At 33.0% G+C, this 26,011-nt stretch carries 25 protein-coding genes; 10 read left to right on the forward strand and 15 right to left on the reverse strand.

The features are described 5' to 3' along the window. Positions 1 to 24: 24 nt before the first annotated feature. Positions 25 to 411 (reverse strand): YidH family protein, encoded by a 387-nt coding sequence (locus Q9Q97_RS09890; RefSeq protein ID WP_306156492.1) that lies wholly within the window; start codon positions 409 to 411, stop codon positions 25 to 27. A gap of 14 nt (positions 412 to 425) precedes the next feature. Further along, positions 426 to 743, reverse strand: a complete 318-nt coding sequence (locus tag Q9Q97_RS09895) for a hypothetical protein (protein ID WP_306156494.1) — start codon at positions 741 to 743, stop codon at positions 426 to 428. 225 nt (positions 744 to 968) lie between these two features. Between Q9Q97_RS09895 and Q9Q97_RS09900 the strand changes: the two genes are divergently transcribed. Further along, a complete protein-coding gene (locus Q9Q97_RS09900) occupies positions 969 to 1,100 on the forward strand; it encodes a hypothetical protein (RefSeq protein WP_306156496.1) in 132 nt (43 codons plus the stop codon). Between the two features lie 86 nt (positions 1,101 to 1,186). Here Q9Q97_RS09900 and Q9Q97_RS09905 read toward each other — a convergent pair whose 3' ends face one another. From Q9Q97_RS09905 to Q9Q97_RS09930, 6 genes are all read right to left on the reverse strand, one after another. Next, complete coding sequence (locus Q9Q97_RS09905) at positions 1,187 to 1,816, reverse strand: DsbA family protein (protein ID WP_306156498.1); 630 nt, start codon at positions 1,814 to 1,816, stop codon at positions 1,187 to 1,189. Between the two features lie 498 nt (positions 1,817 to 2,314). Continuing rightward, positions 2,315 to 3,433, reverse strand: coding sequence for a DNA polymerase III subunit beta (gene dnaN, locus Q9Q97_RS09910; RefSeq protein WP_306156501.1), 1,119 nt, complete (start codon positions 3,431 to 3,433; stop codon positions 2,315 to 2,317). A gap of 75 nt (positions 3,434 to 3,508) precedes the next feature. After that, positions 3,509 to 5,194 carry a gliding motility-associated ABC transporter substrate-binding protein GldG gene (gene gldG / locus Q9Q97_RS09915; protein WP_306156503.1) on the reverse strand — a complete coding sequence of 562 codons (1,686 nt, stop codon included), beginning with the start codon at positions 5,192 to 5,194 and terminating at the stop codon, positions 3,509 to 3,511. After that, entirely contained in the window at positions 5,194 to 5,919 is a 726-nt protein-coding gene (gene gldF, locus Q9Q97_RS09920; RefSeq protein ID WP_306156505.1) for a gliding motility-associated ABC transporter permease subunit GldF, read from the reverse strand. The genes gldG and gldF overlap by 1 nt, the downstream gene beginning before the upstream one ends. Before the next feature lie 169 nt (positions 5,920 to 6,088). Further along, positions 6,089 to 6,385, reverse strand: coding sequence for a putative quinol monooxygenase (locus Q9Q97_RS09925; RefSeq protein ID WP_306156507.1), 297 nt, complete (start codon positions 6,383 to 6,385; stop codon positions 6,089 to 6,091). A gap of 190 nt (positions 6,386 to 6,575) precedes the next feature. After that, positions 6,576 to 7,403 carry an S-adenosyl-l-methionine hydroxide adenosyltransferase family protein gene (locus Q9Q97_RS09930; protein ID WP_306156509.1) on the reverse strand — a complete coding sequence of 276 codons (828 nt, stop codon included), beginning with the start codon at positions 7,401 to 7,403 and terminating at the stop codon, positions 6,576 to 6,578. 252 nt (positions 7,404 to 7,655) lie between these two features. Here Q9Q97_RS09930 and Q9Q97_RS09935 point away from each other — a divergent pair, with 252 nt between their 5' ends. The 8 genes from Q9Q97_RS09935 to Q9Q97_RS09970 all read left to right on the forward strand — a co-directional run bounded on the left by Q9Q97_RS09935 (position 7,656) and on the right by Q9Q97_RS09970 (position 15,318). Further along, positions 7,656 to 8,606 carry a PhoH family protein gene (locus tag Q9Q97_RS09935; RefSeq protein WP_306156511.1) on the forward strand — a complete coding sequence of 317 codons (951 nt, stop codon included), beginning with the start codon at positions 7,656 to 7,658 and terminating at the stop codon, positions 8,604 to 8,606. Between the two features lie 137 nt (positions 8,607 to 8,743). Beyond that, positions 8,744 to 10,147 (forward strand): P-loop NTPase fold protein, encoded by a 1,404-nt coding sequence (locus tag Q9Q97_RS09940; protein WP_306156513.1) that lies wholly within the window; start codon positions 8,744 to 8,746, stop codon positions 10,145 to 10,147. A gap of 120 nt (positions 10,148 to 10,267) precedes the next feature. After that, the gene (locus Q9Q97_RS09945) at positions 10,268 to 11,098 is read left to right on the forward strand and encodes a Cof-type HAD-IIB family hydrolase (protein WP_306156514.1); all 831 of its coding nucleotides are present in this window, start codon (positions 10,268 to 10,270) and stop codon (positions 11,096 to 11,098) included. A gap of 112 nt (positions 11,099 to 11,210) precedes the next feature. Further along, positions 11,211 to 11,804 (forward strand): hypothetical protein, encoded by a 594-nt coding sequence (locus Q9Q97_RS09950; protein WP_306156516.1) that lies wholly within the window; start codon positions 11,211 to 11,213, stop codon positions 11,802 to 11,804. Between the two features lie 93 nt (positions 11,805 to 11,897). Then, positions 11,898 to 12,851, forward strand: coding sequence for a phosphoribosylaminoimidazolesuccinocarboxamide synthase (locus Q9Q97_RS09955; RefSeq protein WP_306156518.1), 954 nt, complete (start codon positions 11,898 to 11,900; stop codon positions 12,849 to 12,851). A gap of 31 nt (positions 12,852 to 12,882) precedes the next feature. After that, positions 12,883 to 14,016, forward strand: coding sequence for a glycoside hydrolase family 26 protein (locus Q9Q97_RS09960; RefSeq protein WP_306156520.1), 1,134 nt, complete (start codon positions 12,883 to 12,885; stop codon positions 14,014 to 14,016). A gap of 147 nt (positions 14,017 to 14,163) precedes the next feature. Continuing rightward, positions 14,164 to 14,562, forward strand: coding sequence for an ankyrin repeat domain-containing protein (locus Q9Q97_RS09965; RefSeq protein WP_306156522.1), 399 nt, complete (start codon positions 14,164 to 14,166; stop codon positions 14,560 to 14,562). A gap of 375 nt (positions 14,563 to 14,937) precedes the next feature. Continuing rightward, positions 14,938 to 15,318, forward strand: a complete 381-nt coding sequence (locus Q9Q97_RS09970; RefSeq protein ID WP_306156524.1) for an ankyrin repeat domain-containing protein — start codon at positions 14,938 to 14,940, stop codon at positions 15,316 to 15,318. Positions 15,319 to 15,479: 161 nt separating this feature from the next. Here Q9Q97_RS09970 and Q9Q97_RS09975 read toward each other — a convergent pair whose 3' ends face one another. The 6 genes from Q9Q97_RS09975 to Q9Q97_RS10000 form a co-directional block, all read right to left on the reverse strand. Further along, positions 15,480 to 18,578 (reverse strand): efflux RND transporter permease subunit, encoded by a 3,099-nt coding sequence (locus tag Q9Q97_RS09975; RefSeq protein WP_306156526.1) that lies wholly within the window; start codon positions 18,576 to 18,578, stop codon positions 15,480 to 15,482. 3 nt (positions 18,579 to 18,581) lie between these two features. After that, entirely contained in the window at positions 18,582 to 19,664 is a 1,083-nt protein-coding gene (locus Q9Q97_RS09980; RefSeq protein ID WP_306156528.1) for an efflux RND transporter periplasmic adaptor subunit, read from the reverse strand. A gap of 12 nt (positions 19,665 to 19,676) precedes the next feature. Then, the gene (locus Q9Q97_RS09985) at positions 19,677 to 20,924 is read right to left on the reverse strand and encodes a TolC family protein (RefSeq protein ID WP_306156530.1); all 1,248 of its coding nucleotides are present in this window, start codon (positions 20,922 to 20,924) and stop codon (positions 19,677 to 19,679) included. Positions 20,925 to 21,008: 84 nt separating this feature from the next. After that, positions 21,009 to 22,370 carry an ATP-binding protein gene (locus Q9Q97_RS09990; RefSeq protein ID WP_306156532.1) on the reverse strand — a complete coding sequence of 454 codons (1,362 nt, stop codon included), beginning with the start codon at positions 22,368 to 22,370 and terminating at the stop codon, positions 21,009 to 21,011. Beyond that, positions 22,367 to 23,047: a response regulator transcription factor gene (locus tag Q9Q97_RS09995; RefSeq protein ID WP_306156534.1), complete on the reverse strand. Its 681-nt coding sequence runs from the start codon at positions 23,045 to 23,047 to the stop codon at positions 22,367 to 22,369. The genes Q9Q97_RS09990 and Q9Q97_RS09995 overlap by 4 nt, the downstream gene beginning before the upstream one ends. Positions 23,048 to 23,110: 63 nt before the next feature. Beyond that, positions 23,111 to 24,199, reverse strand: a complete 1,089-nt coding sequence (locus Q9Q97_RS10000) for a M42 family metallopeptidase (RefSeq protein ID WP_306156536.1) — start codon at positions 24,197 to 24,199, stop codon at positions 23,111 to 23,113. A gap of 81 nt (positions 24,200 to 24,280) precedes the next feature. Between Q9Q97_RS10000 and Q9Q97_RS10005 the strand changes: the two genes are divergently transcribed. Beyond that, positions 24,281 to 24,961 (forward strand): DUF4294 domain-containing protein, encoded by a 681-nt coding sequence (locus Q9Q97_RS10005; protein WP_306156538.1) that lies wholly within the window; start codon positions 24,281 to 24,283, stop codon positions 24,959 to 24,961. A gap of 859 nt (positions 24,962 to 25,820) precedes the next feature. Here Q9Q97_RS10005 and Q9Q97_RS10010 read toward each other — a convergent pair. Then, a partial coding sequence (locus Q9Q97_RS10010; protein ID WP_306156540.1) for a hypothetical protein occupies positions 25,821 to 26,011 on the reverse strand: 191 nt, incomplete at its 5' end.

The raw sequence follows: 26,011 nt of genomic DNA on the forward strand, positions 1-26,011 counted from the left end.
TTTGGACAATTAGATAATTATATTTTATGCAGTGGCTGCTATTATTAGGTAGGCTATAAGCGATATGCTTAGCACAAATAGCATCATGGTAATAAAGGTAAGCATTGCGGTCGAATATTGGTACTTTCCTTTCTTTAAGAGTTTTATAGTGTGAATGTAACGCAGATAAGAAAGTAAAATCGTTAGCGCACCAGAAATCAACAATCCAATTCCTAGATAAATAGTGTAATTGCTATTTGGCGCGACAGTTTCGGCAATATATTTTGCGGGAAGCTGTTTTAGAAATAATGAAAATTTAACCGCTACAAATCCAAAAACCATTATTCCGATTCCAGTACGAATCCATGCTAATAAAGTTCTTTCATTAGACAAGTATTCGTTCATAATTTCCTGATCATTTTTCGGCGACATAATGTTTGTTCAAATTAATAGTGATCAAAATTTCTATAAGGTGGACAATTGTATTTATCATCTTCCTGATCTAGATTGTAACTGTCATACGGATTTGATTCGTCATAAGAAGAAAAGGGCGTATTGTCTTCAGCCAGATTTAATCCGCTTTCTATGATTTCGTAACAGTCATCAGATAAGTCATTGCATCTGTAATTTGTATCAGGATTCTCTCCAGAAGTAAATTCAGTATCCATTGCTTCATTTTCATGTGCAGTGTCAATATGATCAGGTTTACTGCATCTAAAATCATTTATTTCTGCAGTGTATCGGCTGTTGGCATCTTTTCTCATGGCTGCTTATTTTAAATTAGTAAGTTTTTCCAAATTCGTTAATACAAATTTGAAAATTAAGCACTTAAAAAACTTATATGATTCACATTTAATCTTACAAGATTTATTTATAGCCGATTTTTGAGTTACTTTTTATTTTATAAAACTGAAATATAATTCTGTAAAATAAGAACTTATGTATTTTGCAACTTTGTATATATTAATAATTTAAAAAATTATAACATTATGGAAACTTCAAGAAAAGATTCGAAATCTGGAATGAAAGATTCTGGAAAAACTCAAAGATCAACAACTGGTACTAGAGGAAAAAGCACTACAACAAAATCAAATGATTCAAAAGGTAGAGCTGGTCATTAATTTTTTAGTTTATTAAAAAAACTAAATAATAAAAGCGTGCTGTTTAATTGTAGACAGCACGCTTTTAAGTTTTATGATATTGAAGTTTATTTTAAAACTTCCTGAATTGTTTTTACAAAAGTTTCTATAGGCTGGGCACCCGAAACAGCATATTTGCGATCAAATACAAAAAAAGGAACCCCTTGAACGCCAATTTCGGCAGCTTCTTTAATATCTGCTTGCACTTCTTTAATAAAAAGGTTTTCGCTTTCTAGAACTTCTCTAATTCCATTTTCTTCCAAACCTGCTTGAATTCCTAACTTAATTAAAGTTGGACCATCATTTAAATCCTTGCCATCTGTAAAATAAGCTTTAAAGAAAATTTCTTCCATTCGGTCGCCCATATTCTTAGTTTTCGCAAGCTGAATGATTCTGTGCGCGTTTAAGGAATTAGAAATAACAGCTTTGTCAAAATTATAATCTAAACCAACGCTTTTAGCGCGTTCTGCGACATTTTTATGCATTTCTTTAGATTGTTCAACCGACATGCCTTTTCTTTCTGCTAAGAACGTATAAACATCCATATCAGGCTGTGAAGTGATCGTTGGATCAAGCTGAAAGCTTTTCCATTCAATTTCAAATTCATCATTAGGAAATACCGCAAGAGCAGTTTCCAATTGTCTTTTTCCGATATAACAAAACGGACACATGATGTCCGACCAAATTTCTATTTTCATATTGTAAAGATAGCGAAATTTGTTTGTTTTTGTTTCAGTTCTTGAGTTTCAGGTTTCAAGTTTAAAGTTTCAAGTTCTCTGATTATGTAGATTTAACCGCAAAGTTCGCAAAGAAAATTTTAAAAAAGAATCTCGCAAAGGCGCTAAGTCGCAAAGATTTTCTAAACTCAATCAATATAAAACATAGCCCACGGTTTTAACCGTGGGAAACGTTTTTATTAAGTGCAAACCTTTTAAAAATTATAACCTTTGCGTACCCACGGTTAAAACCTTGGGTTATGTTAGACATTGATTGCGAAAAAAAACACAAAGTATATCAACTTGAAACCTGAAACTTGAAACAAAAAATAACTCAAATAAAAAACCGCAACTCTTTATGGGAATTGCGGTTTCTAGGTATAAAAAATGGTTGGTTAATAGCGATATCTTTTTTTTTACAATGATATATCTTTAATTCGAAACTAAAAAATATCCCTGTAACAGAAAGAAACTTTAATGTTAACTATTTAACATTACAGGCATTACCAGCATAGTAACTGTTTCTCCTTCTTCTAAACCATCAACTGGGGTTAAAATTCCAGCTCTGTTTGGTAAAGACATTTCAAGCATAATCATATCAGACTGAAGGTTAGTCAGCATTTCTGTTAAGAAACGTGAGTTGAAACCAATTTGCAAATCATCACCTTGATAATCGCAAGTCAATCTTTCTTCTGCTTTGTTAGAGTAGTCAATATCTTCTGCAGAAACGTTTAATTCAGCTCCAGCGATTTTTAAACGAATCTGGTGTGTAGTTTTGTTAGAGAAAATCGCAACACGACGAACAGAACTTAAGAATAAAGAACGGTCGATCATTAATTTGTTTGGATTTTCTTTAGGAATTACCGCTTCGTAGTTAGGATATTTTCCATCAATTAAACGGCACATTAAAATATAATTGTCAAATGAGAAAGTCGCATTTGAATCGTTGTATTCAATTTTTACTTCTGCGTCAGAAGTTCCTAAAATGCTTTTTAAAATGTTTAAAGGTTTTTTAGGCATGATGAAATCTGCAACTTGAGAAGCTTTTACGTCTGTACGTGCATATTTTACCAATTTATGAGCATCTGTAGCAACAAAAATTAATCCTTCTGGTGAGAACTGGAAGAATACTCCAGACATTACCGGACGTAAATCATCGTTTCCGGCTGCGAAAATAGTTTTGCTTACCGCAGTTGCCAAAACTTCTGCAGGAACAAGCGTTACAGATGGATCTTCAAGACTTACAGCTTTTGGAAATTCTTCTCCAGCCGCATAAGCCAAGGCGTATTTACCAGAATTTGAGCTAATTTCTACCGTATTGTTATCTTCAACAGTAAAAGTTAACGGCTGTTCTGGGAAAGTTTTTAAAATTTCAAGCAAAAGTTTAGCAGGAACTGCTACGCTTCCTTTACTTGTAGAATCGATCGATAATGTAGCCGACATTGTTGTTTCAAGATCTGAAGCCGAAACGGTCAACTCATTGTTGTTTAGTTCAAATAAAAAGTTGTCTAAAATAGGCAACGTATTATTACTATTGATTACACTACCTAAAACTTGTAATTGTTTTAATAAGTACGAACTCGATACTATAAATTTCATCTGTTTTATTTTCTAAATATAAGGATTACAAATATATCTTAAACTATTCAAAGTATTACATTTTTTTATTAACATCTATTTGCTGTATTTTCTTTTTCTTACAAAAGTGAATACAAGACCAAATATCAATAAAATTAGAATTGGAACTCCGATAGTTATGAATTGGGTCAAAGTGTAACTTTCGTAAACTTTTTCCTTATCCAATAAAGGCAGTTCTACATCTTTGCTTCTAATGTTAATAAGTCCTGTGTCATCAAGAAGGTAATTGATACAATTCATGATGAAGTCTTTGTTGTCGTATAATTGGCCAGTTCTTTGGTCGTAACCCAATTCAACTGGCATTCTATTTTTGTCTAATTGATTTCGGGCTAAATCTCCGTCGGCAACCACAATCATTTTATTCGGTTTTCCTTTTGCAGTAAACGAATTGTCTTTGAAAGGCAAAACTCGATTTTCGAAAGCCGAATCAAAAGAACCCTCCAATAAAACAGCAAGCGGTTTGTTGCCTTTGTTCAAATATTCTTGTGGAGTTGTTTTTTCGGTAACCATGTTCAAGCTAACTTCTACTGGTGTTCCAATGGTTTTAGAATATTGAGATGATTGCAGTAAAACTGTTTTTTTGATTCCGTTTTTCAAAGTATCAATCGGATTAGCGAAATCAAATTTAATTCCGCCCAGATTTTTTACGATCGGGTGCTGGTTTGTCGGATACACTTGCGGCGCAAATTTCCAGATAAAATCTTGGTATTGCGTTGCACTTCCTTGTTCGCCAGTGGCTAGTTTTATTGGGCTTCCTTGTTCGTCTTTAACCAATTCAGGATTAATTCTGAATCCGTATTTGAAGAACATATCATTCAGATTTAAATCTCGTGGATACGCCAATGTTGCGCCCATATCATTATACAAGCTATCCATATCGGCAGCCGCCTGATCGATTAGCCAAAGCGTTTTTCCGCCATTCATAATAAACTGATCTAGAACTTCTTTTTCTTCGTCAGAGAATTTTTCTGTTGGTTTCGAAATAATTGCTAAATCGTATTTTTTTAATGCGTTTAAAGTTCCGTTTGGATCTTTGGCAACAGAATCTAAAGTGAAAGGTCCGATGTAATAACTTTCTTTAATTTGCATCAGCATTTTAGCGATATAAATCTCTTTCAATTCGCCGTTACCTCTTATGATCGCAACTTTTTTCTGTTTGTTTTTAGTGATTTTATTGATAGCATCGGCAATAGAATATTCCAAATGCTGAATCGATCCGATTACTTTTTGCGTAGTCGAAGCGCCCATTATATTTTTCAATAATGGAATATTGACTTCTTTTTCGTTATAAACCGCAACAGCCCACGGAAAAACCATTTCCTGAGATTGTTTTCCTTTGTCGTCAACGGTAATATTTATTGGGGTTAATCCTTTTTGAAAAAGCGATTTTGTAAGTTCATCGCTTTCTTCTTCATTTTCTAACGGATCAACAAATTCGAAAACTATATTTTTATTATAAGCTTGAAATTCTTCTAATAATTGTTTGGTTTCCTGCTGTAAACGTTTAAAATCTGCTGGAAGATCTCCTTCCATATAAATCTTTATAGAAAGCGGATTTTGAACTTGTTTTAGAATTCCTAATGAAGTTGGAGATAAGGTATATCGTTTGTCTTTGGTTAAATCAAAACGATGAAAAAATAGGGTTCCAAGAACATTTAAAACAACTAAAATAAAAATAGTGATGCCTAATGTCTTTAAATTATGTTTGGTAGCAGATTTCATTAAGCTTTAAAAGATTTTAATTGGTAAACAGTAAAAGACAAAAATGCGATTGCAATGCTTAAAAAGTAAATAACGTCACGCGTGTCAATGACTCCGCGGCTCATACTTTTAAAGTGATTTTGCATTCCTAAAGCAGAAATAAAACCATTTGATCCTGGAATTAGCGAACTTAATCCTTCAAATCCAAAATAAAAGAAAAAGCATAAAAATACGGCAATAATAAAAGCCACAATCTGATTTTCTGAAAGGGTAGAAGTAAAGATTCCGATTGCTGAATAAGAAGCGATTAAAAACAATAAACCGAAGTAAGAACCAATTGTGCTTCCCATATCGATATTGCCTTCTGGCGAACCTAAATCGGAAATCACTTTTACATAAATTAAAGTTGGGATTATAGCCAAAATGATCAATAAAAATGAACCAAAGAATTTACCATTTACGATTTCCCAGATGGATAAAGGTTTGGTTAATAATAACTCTAAAGTTCCTTGTTTTTTTTCGTCAGAGAAACTTCTCATGGTTACGGCTGGAATTAGGAAAATTAGAATCCAAGGTGCCAATGTGAAAAACGGAGTTAAATCAGCATAACCTGTATCTAATATATTGTATTCTCCTTTAAAAACCCATAAAAAGAGTCCGTTGCTGATTAAGAAAATCGCAATGACCAAATAGCCAATTGGAGAACCAAAAAAGGATTTTATTTCTCGTAAAATGATTGATTTCATTTAAATATTTTGTTTCAAGTTTTTTATTGTTTCAAGTTTCAAGTTGCCTTACCTTGTGTTTAATTTTTTTAACCGCAAAGTTCGCAAAGTTTTTACTCAACGCTTTGCGAGCTTAGCGTTTTTAAAAAGCATCTAAAGATAAAATCCTTGCGTGCTTTGCGGTTAAATTTTAATCTAAACTAACAAGTTTATCAACACTCCACGCTTCTGGTTTTGCATTGAATAACTTTTTTGTAAAAGTCCAAACCGAATCGAAAAGTTCAGAATTTCTATAATTTTCCAAATCGGCTTCAGTTTCCCAATAGCTGTATGTGAAAAATATTTCTTTATTGTTTTTGTCTTGATATAATTCTAAAAAACGATTTCCTTCAGCATTTCGTATTTTGTGTTTTATAGATTCAAAATTCTCCAGAAAAGCGGGAATATTTTCTTCATGAAAACTCATTTTTACTATTCGAACAAACATTCTTTTTATTTTAGATTTGAGATTGCAAATTTTAGATTTTTTGAAAGTCTAAAGTCTTACAGGTGCGCAAAAATACCAAATTTGATTGTTGTTTTTAGAAAAAAAAATAAATTCCAATAATCAAATTCCAAATTCCAATTTTCCAGCATTTATAAATCTAAAATCTGAACTCTAAAATCTAAAATTGTATCTACGAAAACTTAATCGTAATCACATCACGATAATTCAATCCTAACAAACTATTTGCAGAACCAACTTTAGAAGGATTGCTTCTAAAAATGGCAATTTCAAGATAACCAGCTTCGTTAAAAATCGCCAGTTTTTCGCCTTCGTACGTTTTAATCGGATATTTATCAGAAGTCGCAATTGCCGAATAATTTGGCAAAATGGTTTTGATGCTTTTTGGCTTCATGAGGATTTCATACGGACGGCCACGCGAAATTTCTAAGAATTGCTTTTTAGAAATATTCGTAACCACGTTTCCAAAATGATCAATGTAGATGATATTGCCTTTTATAGAATTTCCGTCATCGGCCACAAGAGCTTGGAGTTCGGTGGCTTCTTTTATGGCTGAAATTTCTTTTCCAATTACATTCAATAAACCGCCTTTAGAAAGGTGAGAAGCGACCTGAATGAAAATATCCAAATCTGTTGCTTCAATCGGGAAACGATCGTGAATATTGATCGCGACAATTTTCTGCGGAACGATTTTCTGCGTCAGCATACTTAAAATTCCGTTATCGGCACAAATAAAGTAATGGTCGTTCCACTGCATGGCAATGTGCTGATTCTCTTTATTGCGCTCAATATCAACGCCTATAAGGTGTACCGTTCCTTTTGGAAAGCTCATATAAGCAGCGCCAATAATGTAACTGGCTTCGGCAGTATTAAAGGGATCAATGTCATGAGAAATGTCAACGATTTGAACCTCTGGATTTTCAGAAAGTATTTTACCCTTCAGCGACCCCACAAAGTGATCTTTCAAGCCGTAGTCTGTAGTAAGGGTAATTATTGACATAATTTTGTTTATAACTATTGATAGTATTTAAATCTAAATTTCATTAAATTTGAGAAATGCAAAGCTAATAATAGTAAACGCAAATTGAAAGAAAGAAAACACAATTTGTTAAAATACTATCAGTTTATAGCTTTAAGTATTCAGTTATATTTGTTTAGAAAATTAGAACAATTGAAAACGGAATACTGAAACAAAATAGAACCCGACAACTCTAAAATAATAACTGAATTATTTAATTTAAAACTACTTCATTTGAACGAAAGAATAATCGAGCTAGTAGATATTGCACCAAAAGAGTTTTGGGGCGCGCAAGACAGCCATTTAGAAATTATTAAAAAGTATTACCCGAAGCTTAAAATCGTAGCGCGAGGGACAACTTTAAAAGCATTTGGCGAAAAAGAAGTTTTAGACGAATTCGAAAAAAGATTTCAGCGATTAATGCTTCATTTTACACGTTACAATAATATTGATGATAATGTGATTGAACGTGTTATAATGAGTGACGGTCAGGATGAAAAAAGAGCTTACGATCATGACAAAATTTTAGTTCATGGTGTTGGCGGAAAAATAGTTAAAGCCATGACGCCCAACCAGCAGTTACTGGTAGATACGATCAAAAAGAACGATATGGTGTTTGCTGTTGGTCCCGCTGGAACAGGTAAGACTTACACTGGTGTTGCAATGGCAGTAAAAATGCTGAAGGACAAAGAAGTAAAAAGAATCATATTAACGCGTCCTGCGGTTGAAGCAGGAGAAAATCTGGGATTCTTGCCTGGAGATATGAAAGAAAAACTGGATCCTTATATGCAGCCTCTTTATGACGCTTTGAGAGATATGATTCCGAATGAAAAATTGGAAGATTATATCTTAAAAGGAATTATTCAGATTGCGCCATTGGCTTTTATGCGCGGACGTACATTGGATAATGCTTTTGTAATCTTGGATGAAGCTCAAAATACCACGCATTCGCAAATGAAAATGTTTTTGACCCGTATGGGAAAAAATGCCAAATTTATGATTACAGGAGATCCTGGTCAGGTCGATTTGCCTAGAAGAACTATTTCTGGACTTAAAGAAGCGCTTTTGGTTTTGAAAGACATTGATGGTATCGGAATTATTTATCTGGATGATAAAGATATTGTGCGTCACAGATTGGTTAAAAAAGTTATCGATGCTTATAAACAAATCGAAAATCACGATTAATACTAATTTTAGTAAAATGTTAAATGTAAATCGTGAATTGTGTTTTAACATTTATTAATATTCGTTTTGCACGTTTCTGTGAAAAGTGCAAAACGTTTTTTTTTTTACACTTTAAATTTTACAATAATTAGCTAATAATGGGTATAAAACATAAAGAATTTGAAATATCTCAAGACAATCCTTTTGAAAATTGTAAATTAAATAGAAAAAAGTATGCTGATATTCTCACTAACATTATAGAATCTTATACTGAAGGTTTTGTTCTAGCGATTAATAATAAATGGGGAAGCGGTAAAACAACATTTGTAAGAATGTGGGAACAAGAATTAAAAAACAAATCTTTTCAAACATTATATTTTAATGCTTGGGAAAATGATTTTGAAAACAATCCATTAACGGCTTTAGTAGGTGAACTTAAAAAATTAACAAAAAAAGATGAAGAGCCTAAGTTTCAAGATGTTTTAAAAAATGCGGCAATTTTATCGAAGCATATTGGTCCAATATTAGTTCAAGCAATTGCTGAAAAATATTTTGACACTTCAAATTTAAAAGATTCAATAGGAAAGATTACAGAAGGAATTGCTGATATTTTTGAAAAGGATGTTGACAATTATATTGAAAAAAAGAATGGCATAGCTGATTTTCGTAAAAGTTTATCTGAGTTTATTGCAAATAGTTGCAATGATAGGCCTTTAGTGTTTATAATAGATGAATTAGATAGGTGTAGACCTAACTATGCGGTACTAATTTTGGAGCAAATAAAACATTTCTTTTCAGTTCCTAATATTGTATTTATTTTGGCTATAGATAAAGTTCAGCTAGGTAATGCGGTTTGTGGTGTATATGGCAGTGAGAAAATCGATTCTGATGAATATTTAAGAAGATTTATAGATATTGAATACAATATTCCAGAACCATCAGGAGCCGACTTCAGTCTATACTTATATGAATATTTTGAGTTTAGTGAGTTTTTTACTAATGCAAATCGTGTACAATATTTAGAGTTAAAAAATGATGAAACTATTTTTATTTCAATTGCCAAAGTTTTATTTGCCAATTCATCTATTACATTAAGAAAACAAGAGAAAATATTTGCACATTCTAGATTGGTTCTAAGAACATTTCCGGAGAACTTCCAAGTAGTTCCATTTGTTTTTTTGTTTTTGATTTATGCAAAAATATTAAATGAAGAGTTCTATATGGAGATAAAATCTAAAAAACTAAATCTTTCACAATTACAAATTAAATTTTTTGAAATTGTTAGAACGAGAAAAAATGAAGAAAATGAAGAGCAATTAATGTGGTTAGAAGCGTATTTAATTATTTATTATAATAACTACACTAAAGAAGATTCAAATATTTTTTATAGAGATCAAAGTGGAAAGAGGATTCTCAATATTAAATCGATGATTGATAAAAATGACACATCGTATTTTTTGGATGTATTTAGACGAATTTATGAAACTAGGAATTTATCAAGTTTTTCTATAGACTATTTTTTGAATAGAATTGATTTAACGGTAGATTTAATTAGAGCTTAATCAACTTTTAAAGTTAAATAAATAATAAACTTGCCGTATTTCATGCTTTCAAATGGCTCAAACTTTGGTCTTCCGAGCTTAAAACCGTAAATTTGCAATTATACCTATTTGAATATTAAGATGACAAAACTTAAAAATATAAAAGTGGTGGTAAGTGACCTTGACGGAACTTTACTTAATCCACAGCACAGAATTTCAGATTATACCAAAACAATTTTTCAAGAACTTCACAATCAAGGCTATTTAATTGTGGTAGCAACAGGGCGCCATCATTTGGATGCAATGGCTATCATTGATAAACTTGAAATTCCTGTTTACTTAGTAAGTTCAAACGGAGCTCGAATTCATTCGCCAAATAAAGAAGAACTTTTTGCATTCAACTTAAACAGTGATGTTGTAAAAGCGGCTTTAAATGTAGAAATCGATCCAGAAATTACGGTAGTTTTATTTAAAGAAAATACTTGGCAGACCAATAAATGGAATGAAAAATTGAATTCTTTTCAAGAAGAATTAAAATACCGTCCAGAATTGGTTGACTATAAAGCTTTGGATGATTTTGCTGCCATTAAAATTTTCTTCTCTTGTGCAGATCATGAGAAATTAGTGAAGTTGAAAGACGAAATTTTAGCGAATTCTTCAGAACATTTGCACCATGCTTTTAGCTTGCCGACTTGTTTAGAGTTTATGGACAAATCGATCGACAAAGCGGTTTCTATTGAAAGAGTTTTAGAAAAAGAAGGTTTCACTTTAAAAGAAGCAGTTGCTTTTGGAGACGGCTACAATGATGTTCAAATGCTTTCTGCGGCTGGAAAAGGACTTATTATGGGAAATGCGCCAGCTTCGCTAAAAGAAGAACTTTCCGATTTAGAAGTTATTGAAACCAACGCCGAAGATGGAGTAGCAAAATATATTGCCTCTAAAATTCTAGACAAAGAATTTGCAACAACCTAATTCATAATGTTTTATATTCAGTTTTATTGCTGGATAATAAATTATGGTTATTTTTATAAGAGCTAATTCTCTGTGAATTAGCTCTTATTTTTTTAACCTTAATTTTCAAACCATGAAAAGATTTTTACTTCAAGTTGAACGAAATTGTATTTCGGGAGCATTGGTTTTATTGCCGCTTTTAGTTTTTTTTGTTTTGCTGGAAAAAGTCTGGAAGTTCTTTCAGAATTACGGAGAAAAGTTTGCGCATTTACTACGATTGGATCTTGTTTTAGGAAAATATGCCACCGATATCGCAGGCGGAATAATTCTGCTGGCTTTAATTTATTTTAGTGGTTTTTTGATGCGTTTGGCTGTTTTAAAACACTTTACAGAATGGATAGACGAAAAATTAATGATTTTTTTGCCAGGTTATGAAAAGAATAAGAAAGAAGCGGAAGAAAAATTACTGAAGAGAAATGCTATTCCAAAACCTGTAACAGATTTGCCAATTTTACTTAAAAATGGAAATTTTTGGCAGCCAGCCCATTTAATTGAAGAAGATCAAAACGGAAACGCTGTCGTTTTTGTGCCCAATGCGCCAGCCAAAGATCACGGACAAATTTTGATTGTTTCATCACATGATATCAAAAAGTTGCCAGAAACTACGCTTGGCAGTTTAGATAACTCCATAAAATCATTTGGAAAAGGCATTTTAAGTTTTAAATAATTGCCTCTTTAAATTGAAGTAATATTTTCTTTGTTTGCTCTGTCAAATAGTTTTAAATTTGCATTCATAAAAAACAACACAACCAAAAGGATAATGAGTAATACGATCACAACTACAAATTTTAATTTCCCGAACCAGAAATCAGTTTACCGCGGAAAAGTTAGAGAAGTTTATAATATTAACGACGAACTTTTAGTAATGGTGGCTACCGATAGACTTTCGGCTTTTGATGTAGTTTTACCAAAAGGAATTCCGTACAAAGGACAAATCCTAAATCAGATTGCAACAAAATTTATGGAATTGACACAAGATATCGTTCCAAACTGGCTGATTGCAACTCCAGATCCTAACGTTGCTGTTGGACATTTATGTGAGCCTTTTAAAGTAGAAATGGTTATTCGCGGATACGTTTCAGGACATGCTGCACGAGAATATGCTGCAGGAAGAAGACAAATTTGCGGTGTTACTATGGCAGAAGGTTTAAAAGAAAATGATAAATTTCCAGAACCAATTATTACGCCAACCACAAAAGCAGATAATGGTTCTCATGACGAAGATATTTCTCGTGAAGACATTTTAGCAAAAGGAATTGTTTCTGAAGAAGATTATTTAGTTTTAGAAAAATATACTCGCGCTTTATTTCAAAGAGGAACAGAAATCGCTGCTCAAAGAGGATTGATTTTAGTAGATACAAAATACGAGTTCGGAAAAACAAAAGATGGTGTTATTGTTTTAATTGACGAAATCCATACTCCAGATTCTTCTCGTTATTTTTATGCTGAAGGATATGCAGAAAGACAAGAAAAAGGCGAGGAGCAAAAGCAATTATCTAAAGAATTTGTTCGCCGCTGGCTAATCGAAAATGGTTTTCAAGGTCAAGAAGGACAGCAAATTCCAAATATGACAGACGAATATATTGAGTCTGTTTCTGAAAGATATATCGAATTGTACGAGAATATTTTAGGAGAAAAATTTGTAAAAGCTGATATTGACAATATTGATCAACGTATTGAAAAAAACGTATTAGATTACCTTTCTTCAAAATAGTAATTTCGGGTTTAAATTAACTATTTAAACCATGAACTTTATACCGAAAAAAAATGCCCTGTTATTTGTATGTCTTACAGCAGGGCATTTTCTTTTTGCGCAAATTGATAAAAATGCGACAAAAGAAACCAAAAATCTTTACCAGAATTTAAAAACGATTTCAAAAAATCATATTCTTTTCGGGCATCAGCACGCACTCGAATACGGTCACGGATGGAGTAACGAACCCAATCGCTCAGACGTTAAATCAGTTACGGGTTCGCATCCTGCAGTTGTCGGAATTGATTTTAGTGATTTTTCTGGACGATCAATAGAACAGATTGAAAAAGCTAAAGAAGTTTTAAGAAAAAATGTAATTGCCACTTATGAAAGAGGCGGAATTACAACGGTTTCTTGGCATTTTAATAATCCCGCTTCTGAAGGCGGATTTTACTGGAAAGACGGAATTTCAACAGCTTCAATGTCTTTAATAAAACCCGGAGGTTCTCATCATGAACAGTACAAAGAAATTTTAAAAACAATTGCCGATTTTGCTCATTCGGTAAAAGCAAAAGATGGAAAACTTTCTCCAATGATTTTCAGACCTTTTCATGAATTTGATGGCGATTGGTTCTGGTGGGGAAAATCGCATGCTTCTCGAGAAGATTTTATTGCAGTTTGGCAGTTTACGGTTTCTTATTTGAAAGAAACTTTAGGAGTCCACAACTTTATTTATGCTTTTTCTCCAGATAATCGTTTCAACTCTGAAACAGAATATTTGGAACGTTATCCTGGTGATGAATTTGTTGATATGTTGGGGATGGATGATTATGGAGATTTTGGCAGAGATGGAAAATATGATTTGGAAGCAGGAATAAGAAAGCTTAAAATATTTTCTGATTTAGCTATTAAAAAGAAAAAATTGGCGGCATTTACAGAAACAGGATTAGAATCTATTCCAAACGAAAATTGGTGGACAGAGGTTTTGCTGAAAACATTAAAATCTGAAAATCTAGAATTGGCTTACGTTTTAGTATGGCGAAATGATGCTGTAAGTCCGACGCATTATTATGCGCCTTTTCCTGGACAGGTTAGTGAAAGTGATTTTCTAAAATTTTATAATGATCCTTTTACTTTATTTGAAAAAGATATAAAGAATATTTATAGCAAGAAGTTTAAAATTTAGACTATTCTTATGTCTATGCGAAAGCGCAATTTGGATTAAACCGAATTGCGCTTTTTATTTTTTTTCAAAATCATGCAACCAAATTCATTTTTGAGTCGTCTAAATAGTAAATCATCATCATCATCAATCATTTAACAAACAATCATCATGAAAAAAACAGTAATTATTTTAGGAGCAGTTTTCTTTTTAGGAAATGCTTCATTTGCATCAAACTTTGATTTAGAAGCTAAAAACCAAGTTGAATTCTCTGCTTTTGGAAACTCACCATTTCATCTTGCAGTAAGCAAAGGCGATATTGACGCTGTCAAGAAATTTATAATGTATGGAACCAATGTCAATAAAATGGTAAATAATATGACGCCATTAATGCTTGCTGCACGATTTAATTATTGCGAGATCATAAAAATTTTGATTGAAAATGGAGCAGATTCGTCAATTGAAAATTCGCATGGACTTACAGCCTTGAATTACGCAGAGTATGCAAAAGCAACCGATTCTATTACGATATTGAAAGTAATAAAAGAAAATCGCAGAAGTAGTAAATAAGAAAAAATAAAGTGCAATTCAAAAAATACTGAATTGCACTTTTCTATTTACAGGCTTTAGAATCAGGCTTCTCTTCTCTTAATTTTATCCATAAAAATAAGATTTAGAAAAGAGCGCTTTTGTTGTAATGTTATCTTTTTCATGCTAGTTGAAAAATAAATAAGATTTATTGTAACATTTTTGATTTTCTGTAGTCTATTATAGTAAAACCATTAATTTGGTAACGTTAAGGTTCTTTAATTATCGTATTATTAAGTAAATGTTAAGAATTGGTTAAAACATGGTACTTTGTAATGCATAATACATAAAATAATTTACCTTTACATCAGAATTAAAAAATCATCATCATCAATCATTTAACAAACATCAATCATTATGAAAAAATCAGTTATTTATTTAGGACTAGCCTTAGTAACATTTGGAAATGTAGCAATGGCTTCAAACAAAATTTCAACTTTTAAAAATCCAGTTGAACGTACAGGTTATGCAGCAAATCCATTAAATGTTGCAATTAGCAAAGGAGATCTTGAAACGGTTAAAAAGTTTATTGAATATGGCGCAGACGTTAACCAAATGTCTGAAGATCTTACTCCTTTAATGATCGCTGCACTTTACAATAAACACGAAATCATTAAAGTTTTATTGGCTAGCGGAGCAAATCCAAGCACCAAAAATGAAAAAGGTTATACTGCATTGAAATATGCACAAGGATCAAATGCTTCAGATGCAATCGCACTTTTGAAAGATTTGAAATAACAGTTTAAAAAAGTTTTGAGTTAGTATAAAAATGACCTTTCTGAGCAAAAGGTCATTTTTTTTTGCTTTAGATTTTGCATACTAAAACAAAAAAGCACCATTATTTCTAATGATGCTTCTTCTTTTTTAAATCCCAACAAATGATTTAAAACTAAATATTTTTATTCTATTGGTACATCTTTCTTTCTGTTGAATACCCAGAATAAGATCGGGAATACCAATAGTGTCAAGACTGTTGCGGTCATTAATCCGCCAATAATTACAATGGCAAGCGGTTTTTGCGATTCAGAACCAATTCCGGTAGAAATTGCAGCTGGCAATAATCCGATAGAAGCCATTAAAGCAGTCATAACTACGGCTCTTGTTCTGGCTTTTACTCCTCTGAAAATGGACTCTTCGAGCGAAAATTTTGCCTTCAGATTATGATGAAATTCCGATATCAGAATAACACCATTTTGAATACAGATTCCTAAAAGAGCGATAAATCCAACTCCAGCAGAAATTCCGAAATTCATTCCTGTAATATGTAATGCTATAATTCCACCAATAATCGCAAACGGAACGTTAGCTAAAACGAGAAGCGAATCTTTAAAGTTTCCGAACAGAATAAATAAAAGAACAAAAATCCCGATTAAACTGATTGGTACAACCTGCGCCAAACGTGCACTCGCACGAACCTGATTTTCAAATTCGCCTGTCCAACCCGTTGTGTAACCCGCAGGAAGTTTAAGTTTATTTACTTTAGATTGCGCTTCGGCAATTGTACTTCCTAAATCTCGATCACGAACAGAGAATTTTACTCCAATAAAACGTTTGGTATTATCTCTGTAAATAAACGCAGGACCTGTAATGGTTTTAATATCGCAGATTTCTTTCAAAGGAATTTTGATTCCGCTAATCGTTGGAACTTTAATTTCTTCCAAATCTTTTTCATCTTTTCTGTATTCTTTAGAAAAACGGACACGAACATCAAATTTCTTCTCGTCTTCATATTTTTCAGTTGCCGTTTTTCCTCCAAAAGCCAATTCTAAAACGGCTTGCGCATCGCTTAAAGTTACACCGTAAGCCGCCATTTTTTCGCGGTCTAGGATTACGCTTATTTCGGGCTGACCTACATTTCTAAGAATTCCAGCATCTTTTATTCCTGGAATATCTTTAATTTCAGCCAGAACTTTATTGGCAAGTTCGTCGAGTTTGTTCAAATCATCTCCATAAATTTTAACTGCATTCGATGCTTTAAAACCGGCAACCGATTCAGCAACGTTGTCAATTACGGGCTGAGAATAATTATACGTAATTCCCTGATGAATTTTCAATTTATTATCCATTTCATTGATCAGATCGTCCATAGAAATTTTACGTTTCCATTCTGCTTTTGGAAGTAAGTCAACCTGAAGCTGAATAAACCCAAAACCATTCGGATCGGTTCCGTCATTGCTTCGTCCAGTTTGAGATAATACTTTTTTTACCTCAGGAAAACTTTCTAAGTCTTTTCTAATCATCGCCGCCGTTTTCACACTTTCAGGAAGAGAAGTACTCATTGGCAATTCAGCCGTAACCCATAAGGCTCCTTCATTTAATTGTGGTAAAAATTCTGTTCCTAAGAAACCTGCAGAAAAGAAAACAGCTCCCAGTAACGCTGTAGACGCAATTAAGGTTTGAACTTTATGTTTAAAAGTCCAAGCAAATCCTTTCGATACAATTCGATCCCAGAAATTTACAAACGGATTGTGCTTTTCTCTTACATTTTTATTCAATAAAATATGAGAAAGAACTGGAACTAAAGTCAACGTAAAAATAAGTGCTCCCAATAAAGCAAAACCTAAAGTAAAGGCTAGAGGAGAGAACATTTTTCCTTCTACTTTTTGGAAAGAGAAAATAGGAAGCAGAGCCGTAATAATAATCAGTTTAGAAAAGAAAATAGCTTTACCCATTTCTGTTCCTGTTTTCTTGATTAAGCTTCCTTTAGCAATTTTATTGAATTTTTCCATTCCCAATTGATGCGCTCGATGATCGAGAACTACAAACAATCCTTCGACCATTACGACGGCTCCGTCAATGATAATTCCGAAATCGACAGCACCTAAACTCAAAAGATTGGCGCTCATTCCCATCATTTTCAAACATAAAAAAGCAAATAAAAGCGACAGCGGAATAACAATAGAAACCGTGAAAGTAGTTCGCCAATCGGCCATAAATAAGAATACAACACAAGTAACCAGAATAATACCTTCAAATAAATTGTGCATTACCGTTTCGGTAGTAAAATTCATTAGATTATCACGATCGTAAAAAGTTTCAATTTTTATGTCTTTTGGAAGAACATTTTCATTAAGATCTTTGATTTTAGCTTTTATCAATGCCAGAGTTTCCTGCGGATTTTCTCCTTTACGCATTACAACAATTCCTTCTACAGCATCGTCATTATTACCAAGACCGGTTTGTCCAACTCTTGGCATTGAACTTTCGTAAACGTCAGCTAAATTTTTGACCAAAATCGGATTTCCGCCGGCATCGTCAACAATAATATTTCCAATATCTTCTCTTGACTTTAATAAACCAACACCACGAACTACAAAAGCTTGTCCGTTTTTTTCAATTACATCACCACCAACATTTAAGTTTCCGGAGTTTACTGCATTATAAACCTGCAATGGAGTAATATTATATTTTGCCAATTTAATCGGATCAACCCCAACTTCATAAGTTTTAGTCTGACCTCCAAAAACATTCAAATCGGCAACACCAGGAAGTGAACGTAATTGTTTATCGATAACCCAGTTTTGGTAAGTCAATAATTCTCTACTGTCTCGGCTATCGCTTTTTACAATATATCTAAAAATTTCTCCAGTTGGCCCGTAAGGAGGCTGTACGTCTGGTTCGACATCATCTGGGAGCGAAACATTTTTCAATAAATTGTTTACTTGAAAACGGGCAAAAGTATCATCAACACCGTCATCAAAAATGATTTTTATTACAGACAAACCAAACATCGTAATGCTTCGAACACTGGTCTTTTTCTGTACAGAGTTCATGGCAATTTCAATAGGAGAGGTCACGAAGCGCTCTACTTCTTCAGCACTTTTTCCATTCCATTGCGTAATAATAATGATTTGTGTATTGGTAACGTCTGGGAAGGCGTCGATTGGCATATTTTTGAATGAAATAAAGCCAGCCACAGCCAATAATCCAACCCAAAAGAAAGTAAATGCTTTATTCTTTAGTGAAAAAGCAATAATATTTTTAATGAATTTGTTCATGTCTTAATTATTTAAAGCACCATAAATGAATAGCTGGTTGTTTGTAATTACCTTTTCATTCTCTTTTAAACCGCTCGAAATATAAGTCGTGTCTCCAACAACTCTGTAAACTTCTACTTGTCTGGTTTCGATATTATTTCGGTCTTTAAAAACTACTACAAAATTTTTGCTTTTATCAAACACAATAGCTTTACTAGGCACGGCTATCATAGATTGATTTTCGTTAAAAGACAATTTGATATTCGCATTCATATCAGGTTTAAGCATATAATCTGTATTGCTTAGTTTAATTCTGGCCTGCATGGCTTTCGTTTCTGGATCAATTACATTGTAGATTTTGTCTACTTTGCCATAAAAGGTTTTATCAGGATAACTTAAAGTGGTAACCGCAGCGTTAGTTCCCAGTTTTACTTTATTAATATCAATTTCATTAATATTCGCCATTGCCCAGACTTCGCTAATCTCTGCAATATCAAAGATGTTTTCTGAACGGTCATTACGCAAAAGCATATCCTGATTGATGCTTTTTTGAATAATAAAACCGCTTATAGGAGCTGTTACTTCATAAATAGATCCAGCTTTGATATTATAAATTTTATAAGTTTCCTGAATTTTGCTTAATTGAGATTGCGCTTTATTTACTTCAGATTTTGCTTGAAGAACATCACTTTCAGAATTTAATTTTCCGTCAAATAATTCCTGAGCAACCTTTAAATTGTTTTTTGCAACCAGCAAATCACTTTTAGCGTCAATAAATTGTTTTTCAAAATCAGCAACATCCGTGCTTTTTATAGTAGCCAGAACTTGTCCTTTTTTGACATAATCTCCAAGCTCAACGTTTACTTTCATTACATTTCCACCAACAAGCGGATATACATCGATCATTTTATTATTGTCGGCTGTAATTTTTCCATAAAAACTTAGCTCATTTTTTACAGGCTCCGTTTTAGCTTCGGCCGTTGTGGTCGTTTTTAGCATATCGTTGCTTAAAACAAACGAAGTATTGGTTTCAGGATTTTCAACTTCCTTTTTGCAGCTTGTCAGAGCCAAACTAACTATTGCGATTCCTAAGAATATATGTTTCATTTCTATAATTTTTTAAAATAAATCTTTGTTGATGGTACTATTTAATTCTTCGCCTGCGATAACGACTTTTTTCTTTAATTCATTTAACTGAATTATTGCCTGATTGTAGCTTTCCATGAAATCGGTAAATTCTAAAAGGCTTACGTTTCGTTTCTGAAAGTTGGTCAGCATTCCGTTGTAAACCGCTTCAAAATCAGAATTTACAGTTGGCTTGATCACGCTGTAGTTTTGTCTAGATTCATCCCATTTGGTCCAAGCAGAAGTAATTTCGGTTTGCAATTGCAACTCGAAATTTTGTTTTTCAACTTTCGATTGTTCCAGAATAGATTGGGCGTATTTAATATTTCCTTTATTCTTGTTCCATAAAGGCAACGGAATACCTACGCTTAAATTAGCTTCATTGTTAAACGCTCCGCTTCGCTGATCGTAGTTGGCGCCCAAAGTAATATCTGGAACCGAAAGCGATTTTTGCCATTTTACATTCAGTTCATTAGCATCAATTTCTTTTTGTTTGGCCAGATAATCAGGTCGGTTTGCGATTGCTTGTTCTTCAAAACCTTTAAGGTCAAAAGCGATTATCTTTAAATATTTATCTGAATCTTCTTTTCTTACTGTCGGAATTACATTTTCAGTTTCATTCAAAAGAAGTTTCAAATTCGCCTGTTCTTCTATATTATCATTAATAACTTCCAGTCTTTCATTTTTGAAATTTAGATACAACGACTGCAAACGAACCACATCTTTTAAAGGAATATTCCCTTTTTGAGCCTGAATAGAGTACGAATTGATTAAGTTTTCGATGTGTGCCAATTGTTTATCTGTGTTTTCCAGATTTTTAGTATTATAATAAACAGTAAAAAAGCTTTTACGCAATTGCAGTTTTAAAGTGCGTAAAACGTCATTAAACTGAAGTTCCGCCAATTGTGCATTAGCTTGAGCAAGTTTAACTTCATTTCTTTTTTTACCTCCAAGATAAATAAGCTGTTCAATTGCAAATACTTTCTGTCCGTTTTTGCCAATGTCAAAAAACTTGTCACGTTCAGGATTATAAGCATTCAATTCGGCAGTTATAGTGGGGTTGTCCCAAATCCTGGCCTGAATAGTTAGGGCTTTTGCGGCATCAATATTATATTGCGACGCCAGTAAAAAAAGATTCTTTTTTAAGAATTGGCTTTCACAGTCTTGAAGAGTGACTGTTTTTTGAGCCATAACTACCTGATTGAGCAATGCAAGCAGTAAGAATGCATATAGTTTTTTCATTGTATCAAATTTATTTTATACAAATATGCTATCAGCCGACTTTAAGACGCCTTAAAATCTACCTTAAAAATAGCTTAAAATAAATTATCTACGAAAAATAATACTAAATAAATTAATGTTAGTATCTGGAATACTGTAAGTTATGTATGAGTTGTGAAGATTAAGAATACGATTTACAATTCGAAGCCCAAGTCCAAAACCAGTAATTCCTTTAGCATTTTCGCCACGCATAAAAGGCTGAAAAAGATTTTTTTGTTCCGAATCATTTAAAGTTCGGCCAGAATTTGAAATCGATAAAATCAACTGACCATTCTCAGTACCGATTTTTACCTTTGCCTGTTTGTTGTCTGAATAAATGTAGGCGTTTTTTAAAACATTGGTTATAGCAATTTCTAAAAGATTTTTATTGCCATTAAATTCTAATGCGGTATCCAAATCGTCGCTTTCTTCCATTTCAAAAAGAATAACAAAATCTGGAAATGTTTTATTGATTTTTTCAATTGAAGAAAACAAAATCTCATCGATACGCTGAACATCATTATGATCCGTTTTTCGATTGTCAATTTTAGAAAGAATCAATAACGAGTTAATCAATTCGCTCAAATGATTGACATCGTCTAATATATTATTTAAGAAAGATTTCTTTTCGGGATTAATTTCAGGATCAGTAATAGCATTTTCAATTTGAGAAGTCATTCTAGAAAGAGGAGTTCGCAATTCGTGAGACGCATGTGCTGTAAACTCTTTTTGCTTTTGATAGGAAATCTCAATTCGATCCATCATAAAATTAAACTCGTCTGCAATTAAATCAATTTCGTTTTTACTTCGATGTGATGTAATTCGGGTGTCGAGATTATTTTCGTTAATATTTTTGATTTTTTGATGAAAGGAATCAAGAGGTTTTAAAGCTTTTTTTACCGCTAAAGAAGTCAAAAGCCAGCAAATAGTAGTAAAGAACAAATAAGAGATAACCAACGTATATCTCAAAAACAGCAATTTCTTTTTGCCATAATCGTCCGTTGCAGAAATAAGTGCATAGAAATCTTTATCGTTGGTATCATAAAAAACACCATAAACTTCATAATCGCCTTGCTGTTTAAAAAAGGTTTTATTCTTTTTCAAATATTTTAAATCCTCAATTGACCAATTTATTTTAGCATCATCGATACTGCTGTAAATCAGTTTAAAATTAGAATCGAAAACAAGCGTTTTTTCATCGTAAAGTTTATTGATAGAATTTTGGTCAATTATTTTTAAAAGCTGATTATCGACACGCTTTACATTAACAAGCAATTTGATGTTAGATAAAGCTTTAATCTCTAATCGATCTCTAAATTCTTCTTTTCTATAATTAGAATACAAAACGAATATCACAGTAGAAGCCAAACCAAAAAGAATGGTAAACAGCAAACTAACCAAAAGTGATATCCGATTTTTTAATGTCATTCCTTGTCGCTTAAATAATATCCGTAACCTACTTTAGTGCGGATAAGTTTTGTTTCATGTTCTTTATCGATTTTCTTTCTCAAAAAGTTTATATAAACTTCTATAGTATTCTGATTGGTTTCTATATGATAATCCCAGAGTTTATCGGCAATAAACTGTTTAGAAAGCACTTTTCCTTTAGCATGTGCCAAAATTAAAATTAAATTGAATTCTTTTGGCGTTAGTTTTATTTCTTCTCCAGATCTAAAAACTTTCATTTCTTCTTCCAGAATTTCAAGATCGTCAATTACAATTTTATTTTCAATCTGCTGCGGAACTTCTTTTCTCCTTAAAAGCGACTGAACTCTCGCGTACAATTCCTCAAAATGAAAAGGTTTTACCAAATAATCGTCTGCGCCGTTATCAAAAGAAGATAATTTGTCTTCAATTTCGCTAAAAGCCGTAAGCATTATAATTGGAGTCTTTTTGTCAACTTTACGAATATCCCTGCAAACATCAATTCCGTTTGTTCCTGGAACATTAATATCCAGAATAATCAAATCGTAATCGTAAGGAAAATACTTTTTGATGAGAAGCGAGCCATCATAATAAGGAAAACACTCGAAATCCTTCGAAATAAAGAACGCCGAAATTTCTTTAGACAAAGTAAAATCGTCTTCGAGCAGTAATATTTTCATGTTGTTTGTTATTTGTAAATCCAGATCTGTGTATTAATCTGGATTTACATTAGAAATATATTTTTAGTTAAAATAAGAAAAAGTTTCGTTATTCTCAATTTTTAATAAGGCTTCATAAATAAGTTGGATTACATTTTCAACATCGTCCTTATGAACCATTTCTACCGTTGTGTGCATGTAACGCAACGGAAGCGAAATCAATGCAGAAGGCACACCACCATTACTGTAAGCAAAAGCATCTGTATCTGTACCCGTAGCTCGTGATGTAGCATGTCTCTGAAACGGAATTTTATTTTCTAAGGCTGTATCTACAATCAAATCACGCAATTTATTCTGAATTGCCGGTGAGTAACCAATAACAGGGCCTTTACCCATTTTAAGATCGCCTTCCACCTTTTTATCAATCATTGGAGTAGTGGTATCGTGGCAAACATCAGTCACAATCGCAACATTTGGTTTAATTCGGTGAGCAATCATTTCAGCTCCACGAAGACCAATTTCTTCCTGAACAGAATTTACAATATACAAACCAAAAGGAAGCGTTTTTTTATTCTCGTGTAATAAACGTGCAACTTCAGCAATCATAAAACCGCCCATTCTATTATCAATAGCACGGCAAACAAATTTATTTTCGTTTAAAATCATAAATTCGTCTGGATACGTAATCACACAACCCACATGAACACCTAATGCTTCAACCTGCTCTTTAGTTTCGCATCCTAAATCAATAAAAATATTACTCAATTTCGGAACTTCTTCTTTGTCACGTAAACGAGTATGGATCGCAGGCCATCCAAAAACACCTTTTACAATCCCGTTTTTAGTATGAATATTAACCCTTTTCGAAGGAGCAATCTGATGATCAGAACCACCATTTCGTATTACATATATTAAACCATCTTCCGTAATATAATTTACATACCATGAAATTTCATCAGCATGTCCTTCAATAACAACTTTATAGGGAGCATCAGGATTAATTACTCCAACAGCAGTTCCGTAAGTATCAGTTATAAAAGTATCCACATAAGGTTTTAAGTAATCCATCCAAAGTTTCTGGCCTTCACTTTCGTAACCAGTAGGAGAGGCATTATTTAAGTAACTTTCCAAGAAAGCTATAGAGTTATCATTTAAGATAGAATTTGTGCTCATAAAAAATATTTTTTGCTAAAATATAAATTTGGTATTAGAGTTGTGTATAAATATATAATTTTACACTTAAATTATGATTCAATGAGACTAACCACCTTTTTATTTATACTATTAGTTTGTTTTTCTTCCAAAGCCCAAGTTACTCCCAAAGAGAACGAACAAATGGGATACATTCTCACAGAGAGAGATTCAATTTTAGGTGATACCATTCAGCTTCCTGAAATAATTATTTCTAAGGGGCAGAAGATGAGCCCAGAAGAAATGAAGCAATTCCAAATTCTGCAAAATCGAGTTTATAAAGTCTATCCGTATGCAAAACTAGCTTCAGAGAGATTAACAGCTTTAAACAACGGAATGGCTAGATTGAAAACTAGTCGCGAAAAGAAGAAGTATTTTAAAATCGTAGAAGATTACTTAAATAACGAATTCGAACAAAGGCTAAAAAAATTATCCAGAAAGCAAGGACAGATTTTAGTAAAGCTGATTCATCGCCAAACTGGTATTACAACCTACGAATTAATAAAAACACTAAAAAGCGGATTCAAAGCCTTTGTATCTAATACAACCGCCAATTTATTTGATATTAGTTTAAAAGAAGAGTACAAGCCATATGATGTAAACGAAGACTATTTAATAGAAACCATCTTAGTTCGAGCATTCGAATCGGGTCGACTTGTAAATCAAAAACCCGCCAATCCAGTAGATTACCAAGATCTAGCAGAAAAATGGCAACATAAAGCAAAAGAGCTAAACAAGAAATAATTCGATACCTATATAAGATAACTATTTAACCCTACAACCCGACAGGTTTCCAAAACCTGTCGGGTTTGCTTATTATATATGTATAGATTCCAATTTTCTGTAGAGGCGCACCGCAGTGCGTCTTGTGGCAGTATTTTCAATCTGGAAACATTATATTGGTTAGTTGGTTTGGAATTTGGATTCGAGCGATAGCGGACAGGCGAAGCAATTTAAGGATTTTGGAATTTGAATAATAATGAGGAGCTGATACCTGCTTTACGCTGTATCTTTTGCTTTTTAAAGGAAAAAGCAAAAGGATGCCGCTCCAATCAGGGCTAGGAGAGCTGTTTTCAGAAGAAGCTTTACGCTTATTTGGCATAATAAAAGAGCCTGGGCACTGAAATTTCCATATAAATAATGAAAGAAAAGAAGCCGAAATTATCAAAACCGCATCGATACTCAGAAAAACCCCACGCGAGTCCAAAAATAATCGGAATGTAAACGCACCGTTACCAGCATGTTAGGAAAAAGATTTGGAAAAAGGCAAAAAAAACTGCCGAAAAAGCTTGTTTAACTGGAAAAAGGGTCTACTTTTGCACCCGCAACAGCGAAAACGCTCATCGAAATGCCGGCAGTTTTTTAGGGATTAAAAGAAAAGAAATTTTCAGAAAAAAAGATTCGGAAAAGCTTGCAGGAAAAGAAAATGCTTTTTACATTTGCACCCCGCAAAACACGGAAAGCTCTTTGAAGGATTGGAAGGAAAATTAAGGAAATGGGATGAAAAAAAATCCCAAAAAAAACTTTAAATTTTTCTTGCAGGAAATAAAAAGAAGTATTAGTTTTGCACCCGCTTTGAGAAACAAGCGACATTGAAAAGAAATTACGTTCGTAGACATATTGAATTGACAGCCGTCCGAATCGAAAGATGAGGACAAAAGAATAAGAGCAGTAGAGTCGCAAGATTCGAAAAAGAACCGATAGGAAAAGCATCGAAATATAATATTAAAATATACGATGAAGAGTTTGATCCTGGCTCAGGATGAACGCTAGCGGCAGGCTTAACACATGCAA

This window comes from Flavobacterium sp. DG2-3 (genome assembly GCF_030730925.1).
Lineage (GTDB): Bacteria > Bacteroidota > Bacteroidia > Flavobacteriales > Flavobacteriaceae > Flavobacterium.